Source organism: Yersinia sp. Marseille-Q5920 (genome assembly GCF_946902935.1).
Taxonomy (GTDB): domain Bacteria; phylum Pseudomonadota; class Gammaproteobacteria; order Enterobacterales; family Enterobacteriaceae; genus Yersinia; species Yersinia rochesterensis.
On record NZ_CAMPQA010000001.1, the window covers coordinates 275,521 to 293,037 of the forward strand.

A 17,517-nucleotide genomic window follows, 5' to 3' on the forward strand; every position below is an offset into this window, starting at 1 on the left:
CATAGCAATATCCCCATTTTGTTGGGTTGTTAACTATTTATCAAAACTATTAAAGAGAGAAATCTATGAGCGTAGTGCCTGTAGTCGACGTACTGCAAGGCCGTGCTGCGGTTGACAGTGAAGTCACCGTACGCGGTTGGGTGCGTACCCGGAGAGATTCTAAAGCGGGTATCTCCTTCGTTGCCGTTTATGACGGTTCCTGCTTTGACCCGTTACAGGCCGTCGTGAATAATACTTTGCCTAATTATCAGGACGAAGTATTGCATTTAACTACCGGCTGCTCAGTAGAAGTCACTGGCACTGTGGTTGCATCACCAGGTGAAGGGCAGAGTTTTGAAATTCAGGCCACCGCTATCAAAGTCGTCGGTTGGGTTGATGACCCTGATACTTATCCAATGGCAGCAAAACGTCATAGTATCGAATACTTGCGTGAAGTCGCTCACTTGCGCCCGCGGACTAACCTGATCGGCGCAGTTGCTCGCGTTCGTCATACTTTGGCACAAGCCATTCACCGTTTCTTCGATGAGAACGGTTATTTCTGGGTTTCAACCCCACTTATCACCGCTTCAGATACTGAAGGTGCCGGTGAAATGTTCCGTGTTTCCACATTAGATCTGGAAAATCTGCCGCGCACAGATACTGGCGCTGTTGATTTCAGTGAGGATTTCTTCGGTAAAGAAGCTTTCCTTACGGTATCCGGCCAGCTAAACGGTGAAACCTACGCCAGTGCGTTATCCAAAGTTTACACTTTCGGCCCGACTTTCCGTGCTGAAAACTCCAATACCAGCCGCCATTTAGCCGAATTCTGGATGGTTGAACCTGAAGTTGCTTTCGCCTCATTGGATGATGTCGCCGCACTGGCCGAGAAAATGTTGAAATACGTTTTCCAGGCGGTATTGAACGAACGCGCTGATGATATGAAGTTCTTTGCCGAGCGTGTCGATAAAGATGCGGTCGATCGCTTACAGCGTTTTGTCACCTCTGACTTTGCTCAGGTTGACTACACCGATGCTATTGAGATTTTATTGGCATCAGGTCAGAAATTTGAAAATGATGTCTCTTGGGGCATTGATTTGTCTTCTGAGCATGAGCGTTACTTAGCTGAGCAACACTTTAAAGCGCCGGTAGTGGTCAAAAACTATCCGAAAGATATCAAAGCTTTCTATATGCGTATGAATGAAGATGGTAAAACCGTGGCAGCGATGGATGTCCTCGCCCCTGGCATTGGTGAGATTATCGGTGGTTCACAACGTGAAGAGCGTTTAGATGTGTTGGATGCACGTCTGGCAGAAATGGGCCTCAATAAAGAAGATTATTGGTGGTATCGTGATCTGCGTCGCTATGGCACTGTGCCACATTCAGGTTTTGGCCTTGGATTTGAGCGTTTGATCTCCTATGTGACTGGAGTTCAAAACGTTCGTGATGTAATTCCATTCCCACGCACGCCGAGAAATGCCAGTTTCTAAGTTCGTCATTGAGAAAAAAAGTGTTTTTGTATAAATAAAAGCCAGCTCTGCTGGCTTTTGTCATTTTTTAAAGTTCGATCTAAGTCACAAAGTTCCCTTAAATTTACACTTTGTAACACATAGTATCCCTATGAAACATATTCAGGTAATTGGTAGCATTTTCGGTCTGGATTATAACCCCCGTGAATGGAACACTGCGTTCAGACACAGACGACACCAAACTCTCAACAATAGTTCCAAAAAAATTATTGGCGGCAGTGGCAGGTGTCCGAATAACACCAATGAGGGTAATAATAATGATGAAGCGCAATATTCTTGCAGTAGTAATCCCTGCACTGTTAGTAGCTGGTGCAGCTAATGCAGCAGAAATCTACAACAAAGACGGCAACAAACTTGACCTGTACGGTAAAGTTGACGCCCGTCACCAGTTCTCTGATAACAAAGGCCAAGACGGCGACGAATCTTATGTTCGTTTCGGCTTCAAAGGTGAAACCCAAATTACTGACCAACTGACCGGTTACGGCCAGTGGGAATACAACATTCAGGCTAACCACGCTGAATCCCAAGGCGACAAAGGCAACAAAACCCGTCTGGGCTTTGCTGGTCTGAAATTTGCTGAATTCGGTTCATTCGACTACGGCCGTAACTACGGCGTAATCTATGATGTCAACGCATGGACTGACATGCTGCCAGTGTTCGGTGGTGATTCAATCTCCAACTCTGACAACTACATGACTGGCCGTTCTACTGGCCTGGCAACTTACCGTAACACTAACTTCTTCGGTCTGGTTGATGGTCTGAACTTTGCTCTGCAATACCAAGGCAAAAATGAAGATGGTCGTAACGGTATTGTTGAAACAACTGATGCACTTGGTAATGTAACCAGCACTACTTACAGCAACCTGAAAGATCAGAATGGCGACGGCTTCGGTATTTCTTCTACTTATGATATCGGTTACGGCGTGAACTTCGGTGCTGGTTTCTCTTCTTCAAACCGTACTGATCAACAAAAACGTTTCAGTACTGCTGAAGGCGATAAAGCTCAGGCATGGAACGTTGGTGCTAAATATGACGCAAACAACGTATACTTGGCTGTAATGTATGCTGAAACTCAGAACATGACTCCGTACGGCGATGCTAACGATACTATCGCTAACAAGACTCGTGACATTGAAATCACTGCACAATATCAGTTCGACTTCGGTCTGCGTCCATCTTTAGGCTACGTTCAGTCTAAAGGCAAAGATCTTAACGCGACTCGCGATAACCAAGATCTGTTGAAATATGTTTCTGTTGGTTCTTACTACTACTTCAACAAAAACATGTCTACCTATGTTGATTACAAAATCAACTTGTTGGACGAGAATGATTTCACTCGTACTAACGGTCTGAACACTGATGACGTTGTTGGTGTTGGCTTGGTATACCAGTTCTAAGTTAAACTTAATCAAGCAGTTTATCTGCTGACCTAAGTTAAAAAAGACAGGGCCTCGGCTCTGTCTTTTTGTTTTTATGCTTGGCTAACATTTTTACCCTTGATTAATCCAGGGAGATTGCGCTGTAGAAAGCGTTATTTTGCCGATTTTTCACCCTGAATCCCCTCGCCTCACAACATTCATTTCTTTTTATTGCAAACGGTTGGCAAAGGCCGCAACTGGCGCTACTCTGGTAGTTCTGTTTGCTTAAAGCTAAGCCATGGAAACCTCTGAAATGTTTGAAAAAATCACTGCCGCACCTGCCGACCCTATTCTGGGTCTGACCGATATTTTCCGCGCGGATGACCGCTCTCATAAAATTAACCTCGGGATCGGGGTCTACAAAGACGAAACCGGGAAAACGCCGGTGCTGACCAGCGTAAAGAAAGCTGAACAGTATTTACTGGAAAATGAAGTCACCAAGAACTATCTGGGTATTGATGGCCTGCCCGTTTTCGCCAGTTGTACTCAGGAACTGTTGTTCGGGGCCGATAGCGCAATTATTGCTGATAAACGTGCGCGTACCGCTCAAACCCCTGGTGGTACTGGTGGTTTGCGTATCGCCGCTGATTTCATTGCCCATCAAACCAGCGCCAAACGTGTCTGGGTCAGTAATCCAAGCTGGCCAAATCATAAAAATATCTTCGCCGCTGCTGGGCTGGAAGTCGTTGAATATGCATATTATGACGCAGCCAATCATGCGCTGGACTTCGATGGGTTGTTAAATAGCCTGTCAGAAGCCCAGGCTGGTGACGTAGTGCTGTTCCATGGTTGCTGTCACAACCCAACAGGGATTGACCCAACAGAAGCCCAGTGGAGCCAATTAGCCGAGCTTTCAGTTGCTAAAGGTTGGTTGCCGCTGTTTGACTTCGCTTATCAAGGTTTTGCTAAAGGTTTGGAAGAAGATGCCCAAGGCCTGCGAATTTTTGCCGCGACACATCAAGAATTGATTGTTTGCAGCTCTTATTCCAAAAACTTCGGTTTGTACAATGAGCGTGTCGGGGCTTGTACTATTGTTGCCGCAAACAGTGAAGTCGCTGATATCGCTTTCAGCCAAGTGAAAGCCGTTATCCGCGCTAACTATTCCAATCCACCAGCTCACGGTGCCTCTGTGGTTGCCACCATTTTGAGTAACCCAGCGCTGCGTGCTATTTGGGAACAAGAACTGACTGATATGCGCCAACGCATTCACCGTATGCGTCAGTTGTTTGTTAATACTTTGCAGGAAAAAGGCGCTAAGCAAGATTTCAGCTTTATCATAAACCAGAATGGTATGTTCTCGTTCAGTGGCCTGACCAAAGAACAAGTTCTGCGTCTGCGTAATGAGTTTGCTGTTTATGCCGTAAATTCTGGTCGCGTTAACGTTGCCGGTATGACGCCAGACAATATGGCGCCATTGTGTGAAGCTATCGTTGCGGTGCTCTAATTAAGCCTCCGCGACCGGCCTTAAAAAGGGTGCCTTAGAGGCACCCTTTTTTATTCTCCTGCCTATAATCTTAACGGAACAAATATTTGGCAAATTCGTTCATTGGCATGGGTCGTCCGTACATATATCCTTGCAGATAATCCACATTATGGGCCTGTAAATAACGCATTTGAGTTTCGTTTTCAACTCCCTCGGCAATGGTTTGTAATCCCAGTCGAGTTGCAAGATCGATGACATTCCCCACTATGTGGCTCGACAGAGCATCTGAACCAATCATCCCGACAAAACTTTGGTCAATCTTGAGAAAGTCGACTTTAAATTTCTGCAAATAAGTTAGGCTCGAATGCCCGGTACCAAAGTCATCAATGGCAATATAAACACCTAAAGCATGAAGTTCGGCAAATAATTTATCTGTAATCTCATCTGCAACAATCAATTTTCGTTCAGTTAACTCCAACATGATATTAATTTTATTGCCGCCAAAAGCCTGAATGAAATTACGGCAGTCATCTACCAGACTGAGATCACGGCAATGATTGGCGCTAATATTAAAACCAAAGTGGAACCCTTCGGGTAATTTATTGACGTAATGCGCAAATTTTGTGCTGACCTGCTGCATAATAGCACGGGTCATCGGCACGATAAGTTCGCTGTCCTCCGCCATAGGAATGAAATGATTTGGTTGAATTAATCCCTGCTCTGGATGCTGCCAACGCATTAAAACTTCACACCCCACCCAGCATTGCCTCTTACCGCTGACAATCGGCTGCATATAAGGAATAAATTCATTATTTTCTAATGCTTGTTTTAATACCTGAGTGGGTGATGATGCCCTTCCTGACAACCAGAAAACAAGTGCCGCCGAGCCAATACTCATTAATATGAAGAAAATTAAACTGCCTTGAGCGTATTGCCAAGCATAAGCCCAATATTGTTGATGAGAAAGTGCAGTGCTTAATGAATAAGCATATCTTTCTGAGGCCAAGTATAAAGGTTCGCCTTTATTCGTCGGATGACCTGAATGCACCATTCCGATCGCATCCATCCATTTATCGCCAACTCTCAGTTGCAATGCGATATCGCCGCTCAATAAATTAAGAATACTGCGTAAATAATAACCATCAACAGCGACCAGAATGCTGTAATCCCCTCGAGCTTGCCGATAAACCATCAAAGCACGATCAGGAGTTACATCATTACCCGACATTAATTCTAATTGCCCATCAACAAATGCATCTAAATAGAATTGCTCGGAAATTGGGCCATATATTGAAGAACAATAAATAGTCGTGTTTTTTGCCAAAGAAACTGAACGCACATCCGGTATAAAGACAACTTGATCGCGTAAGTTCTGCACAACTTGTAAACAAGGTTTTCCCAGCCCTGTTTCCACCTGGGTAGCAGCATGCTGCAAGTTATTAAATATTTGGTCGAAACGTTCTCTACCCTGTAATAACTTGGCTTGAGCATCTTGATGCATATTAGCTTTTGTTTGCGCATAAATCACAACAGCGCCCAACAGCAGAAATAGCAATAATACCATAGAAGAAAAACCGAGCCGGGACAGGAATTTATTCACTCTGAAACGACGAAATGGCATAGTAGATTCCATTGAAAGGCACTCATAATATGACGAACTTAAAACGGCAGTAAAGGTCGTGGCGGGTCAATATCAGTTCTATACCTGTGCCCTCAAGACGCAGGAGTGTTGGCTACCTTTGCTCACCCCAATCACTTACTTGTGTAAGCTCCAAGAGGTTCACTCAGTTGCCGCCTACCTGCACCTCGAAGTCGCTAGGGTATATTTCTCTGTTATGTTACGCCTTATGAATATTATAGGGTCATGCTAATTTTATGAACCCCATAATTATGTTCGTCGTATTTATAAATAGCTGATTAAGAGTTCACAAAATACTTTAACAAAAAATTAAATCTAATATAAGAAAGACACCTCACGGTGCCCTCCTTGATCTGACGCTATCTGATACTCAGTGTTATATCGCACTAAGTTGCCATTCTTACCAAACAGCAGGTTCTTCACGTATAAACGGATTGGTCTGCCGCTCATGCCCTAACGTAGACATCGGGCCATGGCCCGGAATGAATGTGATATCGTCACCCAAAGGCAATAATTTGGTTCGGATAGAATGAATCAATTGCTGATGGTCACCCCGTGGAAAATCACTGCGTCCCACACCACCATTAAAAATAACATCCCCAACTAATGCCAAACGATCTTTTTGATCGATGAAAACAATATGGCCTGGGGTATGCCCTGGGCAATGCAATACTGATAATTCTATTGCGCCCACCGTCATTGTATCCCCTTCTTCCAGCCAACGAGTTGGGGTGAAAGCTTCACACTCGCTCAGCCCAAACATTCTGCTTTGAGCGGGTAATCCTTCTAACCAAAACGTATCTTCTTTTTCTGGGCCATAGATAGGCACCTGAAAATGTGCAGCTAATTCAGCAGCAGCACCCACATGATCCAGATGACCGTGAGTCAACAAAATCTGGCTGACCTTAACACCCTGACGGGCGACTTCAGCAATTATCTTGGCAGCTTCACCACCGGGATCCACGAGAGCAGCTAGCCCTGTTTCTTCACACCAGATCAGTGTGCAATTCTGACTAAAGGCCGTCACTGGAATAATTTGATATTTCATAGAGCTCCCCCAATGCACTGGATAGATTCAAAGCATTGGCATAAAAATGCGGATACCCAAGTTACTTCAAGATGCAGGTAGGCGGCAACCGAGCAAATCCCCAGAAGCTTAGATAGCTAAGTGACTGGGGTGAGCAAGGGCAGCCAACACCCCTGTATCTTGAAGGGCGACGGGTATATTACCAGGTTCGTATTGGCCCAGTATCAATATGCACAAAATTACTGCGAGGGTAATATCCTACACCACCTGCACGCATTTTTAATGCCGCTTTGCGGATATTGCTCAATTGAATACCTTGAATATGGAAATCCATCGCCTGCCCTTTAGTGTGGTAGCTATGTTTGGCCACACCGCGGCTCCGCTCACGCAGTTCATTATTGGTATCCAGTGAACGGTAGCCAGAAATCAGCTGCACCGGTTTAGTGGTGCCAAGAAGGCCTTGTAGGCGGTATAGCTGGTCAAATAGGCGAGGATCGATGCTTTTTACTTTGTTAGCTCGGTAGTCGCGGAATAAATGATTTAAACGGGAAAGTTCATCTTTATTATAGTTTCGACCGTCAAAGAACTCGGCTTTTATGGACTCACCTGTATTCAGGTTATTCAGGGTCAAAATGCGTGGGCGAGGAGTTGAAAGGGTAGCAAATGCTTGCCCTGGGAGTAGCGACATCCCGAGCGCTACCCCGCCTAACGCTAGCCATTTACGGCGATGATTATCAATTTTATCCATGATCTCTGTTAATACCCGGCAAGAATGTCAAAAGTAAGTACTGTCCCCTCATGGCTTGGAGCCACGGCTGTGTTGGCTGGCTGCAACTCCAATAACTTTGGGTATATATGTACCGTCCCGAACCATAACCGTCTACGGAAAACCAGTCAACCCGCATTCGGTACGCATTCACTGTGCGTTTAGTCCAGGTTTATAGGGCGCCCGTTTAGAAGCGCCCATAAGACAACCTGATATTGAGACCATTAGTTATTGAGTTTTACTGCATTTATTGCAGCAAAAGTTCAGCTTGATGAGCGATTTGTGAACCGGATCTCACCGTCATATCATAATTGTAAATATCTGTTCTAAACTGTGGTTTACCATCTTCAGCCACCCATGCCGTCAGATAATACAGTTGCACCGGAATACGTTGGCGAATGTTGACATAAGTGGTGTCCCCTTTTTTCAGGGTCGAGGAAACACGAGCATCATTCCAACCCGCATCCTGCAACAACATATTGGCTAAATCAGACGCTTTATTCACGCGAACACAGCCCGAGCTTAAGGCCCGAATATCTTTCTGGAACAAACCATGGTTCGGCGTGTCATGCAAATAGATAGCATCAGAGCTTGGCATATTGAACTTGAACCGCCCTAATGAATTGCTGGCACCCGGTGCCTGACGCAGGCGATATGGGAAGTTATTCGGTGAAATCATGCTCCAGTCAATCATTGACGGGTCGACAACTTCGGCATCATTGCTCCAACCGGACAATACCGTATAGCCATGGCGCTGGAAATAACTGGAATCGTAACGCGCTTTCGGCACGATATCCTGGCGCACCAGAGAGGTCGGCACATTCCACGGCGGGTTAACCACTACATTATTCAACGCGCTGCTCATCAACGGCGTTTTACGGCTTGGGCGGCCGACAATCACGCGTGACGAAAGCACCTCGGCACCATTCTTATAATAATTCAGCGAATAGTTTGGAATGTTAACCATGATGCCGTTATCCACCCGCCCCGGCAAAATGCGTAAGCGCTGAATATTTAAGGCTAATAATGTCGCCCGTGTTTGTGGAGAAACATTCAACCATTCGCGAGTACGGGCACCGATAACGCCATCATCACTCAAACCATGCCACTGTTGGAACCGTTTGACGGCTTCCATTAGCTCTGGCGTATAGACATTGTCAGTTACCGTGACAGTCGCGGCCAGTGGTGCCGCAGATGGCGCAACTACCCCTTCGCTAGCGGGAGTGTCTGCAACCGGGGCTGCTGATGGGCTAACCACCAAACTGTGGGCCTGAGCACGGTTTTTCTCTTCATCAACCGAGAGGTCATCATTAACAACCGCGACCGCAGGATTATCAGCCGGGATAACCTCCGGGGTGTGCACTGGTGTAGACGCCACCGGGTGCAACATGCCGGTTCTGTCGAGAATCTCCCGCAGCGCTGGAATATCGTCGCTTAACTGCCCTGGACGTAAACTCGGGCCATTGGCCATTTGTGGCCACGGACGCCGGTCTGCCAGCATCTGTTTCAGCGCCAGACGCATTTTCTCATATTGAGGATGTTGAGGTGCCAGAGATGCCAGATAAAGCGCGGTGTTCCCCTCGTGTACAGCTTGTTGCCAGCGATTTAAAATCGTCGCCGGTGGCATCGCCATCTTGTACGGCACATTGTTGTAGAGCCAGACGCTACCATTTGCACCAACGCCTGAGATAAAGTGCAAATAACCTAACATGGCATCGGACAGAATAACGTCGCGAGCCAAGCCGGTAATAGCAGGATCACTGAGCCATTTCACCCATTGCATAAATTGCGGCTGAATACCGGAGAGAGCCACTTCCGCTAATTGTTGCTGGAAATGCTGGACAGCAGTCTGGTCTTGCCACATTGGCTGCATATTATTGGCAGCATAGAGCACGGCTAATTCAGAAGAATAGAACGGCGTGATAGTTTTCGGTAACACTGCCAATAATTGAGAGCGGCTTTGTGCGACCGACATGCTTTGTGGCGGTGATTTTTGCGCTGAAGATGAATCAACAGGCATCATCGGCACTGTGGCCGATGCTGTAAATACGGGCATTACGCTACAAATCACAGCGCAATATAACGCTAATACAGGTCGCGGATTTCTTTTCTCTACCGACATTCTATGCCCCCGGTATGCTTATCTAAGTACGTCATAGTTTGTCGTTACCTTTCTTCCCTGAAGTCGCAGTAGGTTAGCGGCTCTCGTTACCCGATTCGGTCGTTGACAACATCGGCCGTTGACAACACCACCACTATCTTTGGGTATTATTATATAAACAGAAATGCTACTCAGTAGATAATAATCTAAATTAGCCATTAACCTTACGCTAACAGATTTTCTTCGGTTATAAAATATAACCCTCAAATGTCGCAACAAATAAAAATGGCCGCTAGGCGGCCATTGGATGGAATTAATTATTATTACGTCTTTATTGTGCGAAAATTAACCGAAATATCATTGTTCAGCAGATATCTGTGGCAAAGTCGGTATTTCATTGGCAAAACCGCGTAAGCCCACTACGTGTACATGCTCATGATTTTGGAAGACTTTTCGCACCAGTTTATAAGTCGTCCCTTTTTCTGGACTGATATTTTCTGGAGCGGCAATAATTAATTGCATTTCCAGCCGCTCGCACAGTTCAAATAATGTTGCGATAGATTTCGCATCCAGACGCGCAGCTTCATCCAGGAACAATAAGCGGCAAGGTGAAATATCTTTACCGCGTAAACGGCGAGATTCTTCTTCCCAGCTCTGTACCACCATCACCAGAATAGACATCCCGGTACCGATAGCCTCACCGGTTGACAATGCGCCACTCTCGGCCCGTAACCAGCCATCTGCACCGCGGTTAACTTCAACTTCCAGCTCTAAATAGTTACGGTAATCAAGTAACTCTTCACCAATGGTTTGCGGCAAACGCTGCCCCATATCCATTTGTGGGTTTAGGCGCTGATACAGTTTTGCCAGCGCTTCAGAGAAGGTCAGGCGGTTACTGTTGAACAAATCCTGATGCTGTTCTTGCTGTTCGGATAACACATCAAGCAAGGTCGCATGGGCTTCGCGCACATTCACATTTAGCCGCACACTTTTGACCTGACCAAATGACACCGCTTGCAGGCCCTGATTCAGCATCCGAATACGGTTCTGTTCGCGTTGAATGGTTTTACGGATGATATTCGACACGCTTTTCGAACTGATCGCCAGCTTCTGTTCACGGGCGGTCAGTTCTTCGGTCAGCCGGCCGAGTTCAATCTCCATTTGTTCAATGGCTTCGACCGGGTCATCAGTGCGGATGATATCCTGGCGAATACGCTCGCGTAGATGCTGATATACCGCAATATAGAACTGAATTTTGCGCTCAGGCCGTTTGGGATCTTCCGACATGCGCAGCACATCGCGCAAATGCTCATTATCAGCCACCGCCAGACGCAATGCCCCCAGCGCCTTATCCGACATAGAACGCAGCTCATCGCCATCCATATAGGCCAATTCACGACGATGTAAGCGGCGCTCGACACCATTGTCTTTCACCATCCGCATCACGGCACACCAGCCCGCTTTAGCATTAACCACCTGCTCGCGAATTTGGTGATAATCGCGCTCCAGCTTGCGTAATTTCTTCTGCAAGCTGTCCATCTCGGCTTCACAGAAAGTCAGCTGTTTTTCCAACTGATTGCGCCGTGAGCGGTTGGTGCTCAATGCAGCATGCAATTCATCGCGGCGCGTGCGGGCGCGGGCTTCGGCATTAGCATCCGCCTGAACGCCAATATCCACCAGCTCCTGACTCAGCTCTTTGAGCATGTCACGTTTGGCATCATAAGAACTTTTCAATGACGCCAGCACTTGATTGTATTGAGTAAACTGCGCCTGATATTGACGCAACTGCTCGCGAGCGCGCGTACGCTCTGCTTCGGCTTGTTCTAAGCGCTGGCGCAGTTTATCGTTCAGAGAGGAGTTTTCAGTCAGCATCCCCGCAGAATCGGTATAGCTAAAGTGGGCACGCCGCTGCACAACTTCCGTCAAGGCGAAAGCTTGCTGCTTAGCCTGGCGCTGGCTGTTTTGCGCCTGAGTATAGTTTTTCTGCAACTGTTCGTGTTGCTGCGGGTCACTTTGTAGCACCGCCAGCAGCGGTTCAAGCTTGGTCAAAGAAGCGCCGTGTTTCTGAATATGGCGGGCGGCCTCTTGTGCTTCAGCTAGCTCTTCAGTGATTTCTTCGACGCGATCTGTCAGGCTGTCATCAAGCAGCAATGATACCAACGGAATCAAACGGTTAAGCGCTGAGATACCCTCTTTAGCCTGTTCGAATTGCTGGCGTTGCTGTTGATTTTGGTCTTCGTGCGCATTCAGCGCGCGCTCGATTTCACCCCGGCGAGTATTTAACAACCGAATTTCAGCTTCTGGATCAGAATCGAATGCCACACCCAGATGAGAACCAATAAACCGGCTGAATGCCTGATGCAAACGCTGGGTTTTCTGCACATCAAACGACAGTGTCGCATAGCGCTCCGCCAGACTATCACGCTCTTGGTACAGCGCTTCTAGCCGGTTTTCACGGGCAGCACGACCAAACAGCGGCACTTCCGGATAGCGAGAATAACGCCATTGGCGATCGGCTATTTTCACCACCACCGCTTTATCAAGTTCTTCGACGGCAAAGACACTGTCATCAAATGACTGCGGATCCCCTTCGATGAGATATAAATCTTCCGGGCAATCTTCCAATCCGGCCAATTGATCGCGCACCAATGACAAGTCGGGTACCACGATACCGTGGCGAGACGGGCCATACAGCGCGGAGAAATAGGGGGCATCGTCGAGCGTGACATCATCATAAATCTCGGATAACAGCACGCCGCCAAAACGCTCGGCCAATGCAATCATCCGCGAATCTTCAGCACCGCTTGGCTGACTCAGGCGCTCAATTTGTGCATCAATAGCCCGTTTAGTTGCCGCCACTTCATCACGCTCGACGGTGGTTTCGCGCTCGCGCTCTAGCAACTGTTGCATGTATTCAGTGACTTGGCGGCTATCTTCCAGCGCTTCGCCGCTCTGTTCACTGAGTTGGCTCAGAGCATCTTGAGCCGCCAGCCATACTGGAGCTCGTGCCGTCAATTCTTGAATTTTTTGCTTTAGTTGCTCCAGTTCCTGGCGCATTTCCATCCGCCGCTCACCAGCATCACTGACACTGAGAGAAAGTTCTTCAATCTGTGATTCCAGCTCACGCTGCAACTCTTCCAATTCTTCCGGCTGATAAGCTTGCCCCTGACGTTTGCAAAACTCTTGCAATAAACGCTCGGCATCTTGCTGGGCACGTAAACGCTGCTCAAGCTCGGACAGGCGCATGCGCAAGGGCTGAACCCGCTCGGCCAAATGTTGCTGCGACGGCCAGTCACGTAATAATTCGCGCGCGGTTTGCCAAGCTTCACTGCGGCTGACCTCACCGGCGATGGTCACCACCAACTGATAAGCTTGCTCAAATTGGCTGTGGGCGGCATCTGCAACACTCAGTTTTTGCTCAAGTTGCAATAAAGATTCGGTCGCTTCCTGCTCTTTGGCCTGGAAAGTTTCCAGCCAATCTTCAGCATTATCGGCCGTTAATTCAGGTAATTGGCACAGCGCACGGGCGCGCTCCAATGCTTGTAATGCTTGCTGATATTGAATGGCGCGGGTTTGCTGTACATCCAGCGCTTGCTGATAATCAGCCAACTGACTTTTCAGCTCATCCACTTCCAGCTCTGCGGCTTCGGCACGGGCTTCGTTATCAGCCTGTTGCTCGCTGGCCTCAGCAACAACTTCATTTTGCTCTTCCAGCCGGTAAGTCAGCTCTTCCAAATCACTTTGGTAGCGCTCGATTTTTTCCTGCTGGCGCATCGCGGTTTGCACCAGACTGAGATGGTCACTGGCAGCTTGATAATCAGTCTCGAGATCAGATTCAGCAGCACTTTGCTCGGCCAATTCACGGGACATTTCGACATGGCGATACTGCTCGGTCACCAGTTGTTTGCGGCTGCCCAGTAAATCGCGGCGCAAGACCAAAGCGCCATCGAGATGAATACGCCGCTCATTAGCATGGCGCATATAGTCAGCGGCGACATAGGAAGTTGCTTCGGAAATGAGATGCTTAAACAGGTCACGGTCGGATTGGGTGACACGGATAGCTTCCAGCGTCATGCGATTTTCGCGCAACGCCGCCTCCATATCCTGGAATGCTTTGCGGACGCCGCTGTTTTCTGGCAATAAATAATCGCGTAATGAGCGGGTAATGGCGCTGGAAATACCGCCGTACAGTGACGCTTCAATCAAACGATAGAATTTACTGCGATCAGTTGAAGAGCGCAGCCGTTTGGGGATCACACCCAAATCAAACATCAGCGAGTGGTAATCGGTGATGGAGTTAAATTGCTTAAACTGCACCCCTTCCATGGCTTCAACGCGTTCTTTCAGCTCTGGCAAGGACAACACCCGCGCCTGACGCTCGTCCACCACTTCGGTGAGGATCTGTGTGGGTTGAATTACCGTCGGAAGCCCTTGAATAGTAAAAGGTTTGATATCAACTTTGCGATCGCGCCCGGCCACTTGTTGCAGTCGCACCCCGACAACCACCCGTTGGTGGCGAGAGTTGACCACATCTAACGTGGAGTAACACACTCCGGCGCGCAATTTACCGTGCAAGCCTTTATCGCGCGAGCCACTGGTGGCCCCGGCTTCGGTGGTGTTACGGAAGTGCAGCAAGGTTAAATCTGGAATCAATGCTGTGACAAAAGCGGCCATGGCGGTAGATTTACCGGCCCCGTTACCACCGGATAAGGTAGTAACCAGTTCATCAAGATCAAATGTTCGGGCAAAAAAACCATTCCAGTTAACTAAGGTCAGTGAGCGAAATTTACCGCGTTCAATCATTCCTGTTCATCCTCTGCACTGTCCGTTGCATTGCCCATGGTGATGTCGCTTTCATCGCTTTCATCATGGAGTGACAGACTATTTTCGACCGCCATGGCTTCGCCATCCCGGATCATACGCAATTGAGCTTCTCGTGGATCATCACCGCTGCGCACATCGGCACCAAAGCGGAATACCGCCTCCGTGATACGAAACTTGCTACTGTCATTGCCCATAAAGTAAATCATACCCAAACGGCGCAGCCGGTTGAGTGAGGTTCGCACTTTTTCCTGCAATTTCTGTTTATCCAAATCCGAACCGGTTGAGCGCTGATTAACAAACTTCAGCAATTTGCTCTCATCGGCCAGACTCAGCAGCTCTTCGTACAACTCGTGCTGGGCGAAAATCCCTTCATGAGCCAGACGTTCCGGGCTGAGATACAGATAACAAAGAATTTTGCCGACCATCATATCCAGCTCAGATAACACCGAGCGCGGGATTAACGTGGTTGAACGAGGGCGCAGATAGAAGAAACCTTCCGGCGCACGAATTAATTCCACATTATAGCGGGTATAAAACTCTTCCAGTTGCTCCTGAAAATCCATCAGGAAAGCATGGTTATCCAGCTCATCAAGCCCGATATGACGGCCAGCACGTAGCTGACTATCCAGTGCCGGAAACAAGGAGTTGGCCAATGCTTGAGCCAGTTTAACCGGCATTACTACTTCAATATTTGTTGATGACATGTGCCTGCACCTTGGCTCCGTAATCATTGATTGCCAGCCATTCAGCGGGTAACCCTGAGAAATCGGCTTCGGCCACACCAAGGCGAACTGCTTGGTCGACCAGGATACGAGCCACGTCAAAATGACGAGCACGCGGATATTGCGCGAGGTAATCGCGCATGACTTCCCCCAAATTGAGCGGCAGTTTTTTCTGCTGATACACCAGCAATGCTTGTTCAATCAGGGCGGCTAATTGCTCACGGATAGCATTAAACTCTTCAAATTCCAGGTCCGGTGGCAGTTCTCCGGTGACTTCTTCACTACGCAGTGACAGCTCTTCATCGCGCATATCCAGCAAGCGATCGGCATTGGCGTAGGTCAAGGCCCAAGGGCTATCAAAATAATTTTGCACTGACTGGCGCAAGCGCTGGGCGAATACCCGATTTTTATCCATATCAATCGCAGTACGGATAAACTTGTGCACGTGGCGGTCATAACCAATCCACAGGTCAATAGAGTGCTGGCCCCAACTGATAATGCGGTCAAGTTTACTTTGTAAATCAAAGACCAGTTTATCAACCAAATCCAAGCCCGCATTGCCGATGGTGGCTTCTTGAATGCGCAATAAATTCGCCTGAAGCTTATCACCGGCCGCTTCCAGCGTATCTTGCAGTTCTCTGAGTGTACCGGAGGTTTCTGACAGCAACATTTCGCAGCTGGCAATGGCAGCACGCCAATCTTGATTCAACAGCGCCGCGATATCTTCTTTAACACTATGCTGCTGCTCGTCCATCAGGCGCTGGGTCATGTCGATACTGTCAAAGATTTCAGCGACTGAATATTTAAGCGGGGCAAAGACATTACGATGCCAGTGGAATTCATCACCGCCCTCTTCTGCCGCTTCTGCCGCCCGTTGCAGCTCTTGCGCCACAATCGACAACTGCATCGACAACCGCAGAGTGGAGAACTCGCGCTGACGGATATAATAATCTGTGATACCAATGCCCAATGGAGTCAGGCGGTAAATAGCATTACCATCAGCCAACTCACTGGTAAAGCGGTTGAGCAAGCGCTGGCGCACCATATCATTAATGGCATTATTGGCGCGCACTGCCACGGTTTCGGTGGTCTGTTCAAACCCTTTACTGACGTGACGAAATGCATCAACTAACTCGCCTTCGCTCATTTCGCCGTCCAGCCGCTCACCATTTAAGGTGGCAATAGCCATAAGAAAGGCCAGACGCTCTGTTGGCAGAGTAATCGAAAAATCATTTTTTCGCGCCCAGGCGACCAGTTCGGGTACTGTCTGGGAAAATTCACTCATAATGGGTCCTTCAGATTCGGCTTAAACGCCATGACATGCACGTAGCGCCCCAAACTGATAAAGGGCTCCTGCCGGCAATAGCGCTGTTCCAACGCCAATAATTCAGCAAACTCATCGACTTGTTGCTGTTTATTTTTCATGTAATCGTGAAACACCCGTACTCCTGTCTTACCGCTAATGGATAAACCCATTTGCTCAAGCCAACCGTATACCGTCGGCGGGTCTAACGGGTATTGCGGTGATAACGAGCGCTGCCGACGCCTTTTGAGGCCCGGTATCGCCAACTGAAAGTTACCTAATACCGCATTACGCATCACTAACCCATTGGCATTGAAAAACATCAATGACAATGCGCCACCTGGGTTTAACGCATTAAAAAGTATTTGCAGAACTTGCTGTGGCTCTGCAATCCATTCTAAAACCGCATGGAACAATATCAGATCAACGGGCTGTTCCAAATGTTGGGTGATGTCCTGGGCTGCACTTTGTACAAATTGCATGTTGTGGCTCACACCTTTTTCCTGAGCGGCCACTTTTGCACGTTGGATCATCTCAGCGGACAGGTCACATAATAGAACCTGATGACCCAATTCCGCCAGTTGACAAGCCATATGCCCTTCACCACCACCTGCATCTAAAATCCGTAACGGGCGTTGCGGCAACTGCGCTAACAGCCCGGTGATATCTTGCCACACCACCGCCTGACGGATCATTCCCTTCGTCGTGCCGTAGATATTGCGCGAGAATTTCTCGGCAATATCATCGAAATTGCGATCCTGCATGGACAATTGCTCCGCGATTGTATCT

At 48.0% G+C, this 17,517-nt stretch carries 11 protein-coding genes; 3 read left to right on the forward strand and 8 right to left on the reverse strand.

Going from position 1 to position 17,517, the window contains the following annotated elements; all coding sequences use genetic code 11:
- The first annotated feature begins 65 nt into the window (after positions 1 to 65).
- The 3 genes from asnS to OVO64_RS01400 all read left to right on the forward strand — a co-directional run bounded on the left by asnS (position 66) and on the right by OVO64_RS01400 (position 4,367).
- On the forward strand, positions 66 to 1,466 hold the full coding sequence (gene asnS / locus OVO64_RS01390; RefSeq protein WP_038632143.1) for an asparagine--tRNA ligase: 1,401 nt from the start codon (positions 66 to 68) through the stop codon (positions 1,464 to 1,466).
- A 299-nt stretch (positions 1,467 to 1,765) separates the two neighbouring features.
- Positions 1,766 to 2,902, forward strand: coding sequence for a porin OmpF (ompF, locus tag OVO64_RS01395; RefSeq protein ID WP_162928777.1), 1,137 nt, complete (start codon positions 1,766 to 1,768; stop codon positions 2,900 to 2,902).
- A gap of 274 nt (positions 2,903 to 3,176) precedes the next feature.
- Positions 3,177 to 4,367 carry an amino acid aminotransferase gene (locus OVO64_RS01400; RefSeq protein WP_038632139.1) on the forward strand — a complete coding sequence of 397 codons (1,191 nt, stop codon included), beginning with the start codon at positions 3,177 to 3,179 and terminating at the stop codon, positions 4,365 to 4,367.
- A gap of 70 nt (positions 4,368 to 4,437) precedes the next feature.
- Here OVO64_RS01400 and OVO64_RS01405 read toward each other — a convergent pair whose 3' ends face one another.
- From OVO64_RS01405 to cmoM, 8 genes are all read right to left on the reverse strand, one after another.
- On the reverse strand, positions 4,438 to 5,967 hold the full coding sequence (locus tag OVO64_RS01405) for an EAL domain-containing protein (RefSeq protein ID WP_145540882.1): 1,530 nt from the start codon (positions 5,965 to 5,967) through the stop codon (positions 4,438 to 4,440).
- Positions 5,968 to 6,385: 418 nt separating this feature from the next.
- On the reverse strand, positions 6,386 to 7,033 hold the full coding sequence (locus OVO64_RS01410) for an MBL fold metallo-hydrolase (protein WP_050291287.1): 648 nt from the start codon (positions 7,031 to 7,033) through the stop codon (positions 6,386 to 6,388).
- Between the two features lie 178 nt (positions 7,034 to 7,211).
- Positions 7,212 to 7,760 (reverse strand): YcbK family protein, encoded by a 549-nt coding sequence (locus OVO64_RS01415; protein ID WP_038632133.1) that lies wholly within the window; start codon positions 7,758 to 7,760, stop codon positions 7,212 to 7,214.
- A gap of 265 nt (positions 7,761 to 8,025) precedes the next feature.
- The gene (ldtD, locus tag OVO64_RS01420) at positions 8,026 to 9,900 is read right to left on the reverse strand and encodes a L,D-transpeptidase (RefSeq protein WP_050291289.1); all 1,875 of its coding nucleotides are present in this window, start codon (positions 9,898 to 9,900) and stop codon (positions 8,026 to 8,028) included.
- A 336-nt stretch (positions 9,901 to 10,236) separates the two neighbouring features.
- Positions 10,237 to 14,682: a chromosome partition protein MukB gene (gene mukB, locus OVO64_RS01425; RefSeq protein ID WP_267248538.1), complete on the reverse strand. Its 4,446-nt coding sequence runs from the start codon at positions 14,680 to 14,682 to the stop codon at positions 10,237 to 10,239.
- Positions 14,679 to 15,407, reverse strand: a complete 729-nt coding sequence (gene mukE / locus OVO64_RS01430; protein ID WP_038632128.1) for a chromosome partition protein MukE — start codon at positions 15,405 to 15,407, stop codon at positions 14,679 to 14,681. Before mukE ends, mukB begins: the two co-directional genes overlap by 4 nt.
- Positions 15,388 to 16,710, reverse strand: coding sequence for a chromosome partition protein MukF (mukF, locus tag OVO64_RS01435; RefSeq protein ID WP_038632126.1), 1,323 nt, complete (start codon positions 16,708 to 16,710; stop codon positions 15,388 to 15,390). The genes mukE and mukF overlap by 20 nt, the downstream gene beginning before the upstream one ends.
- Positions 16,707 to 17,492 carry a tRNA uridine 5-oxyacetic acid(34) methyltransferase CmoM gene (gene cmoM / locus OVO64_RS01440; protein WP_038632124.1) on the reverse strand — a complete coding sequence of 262 codons (786 nt, stop codon included), beginning with the start codon at positions 17,490 to 17,492 and terminating at the stop codon, positions 16,707 to 16,709. The genes mukF and cmoM overlap by 4 nt, the downstream gene beginning before the upstream one ends.
- Positions 17,493 to 17,517 lie beyond the last annotated feature (25 nt).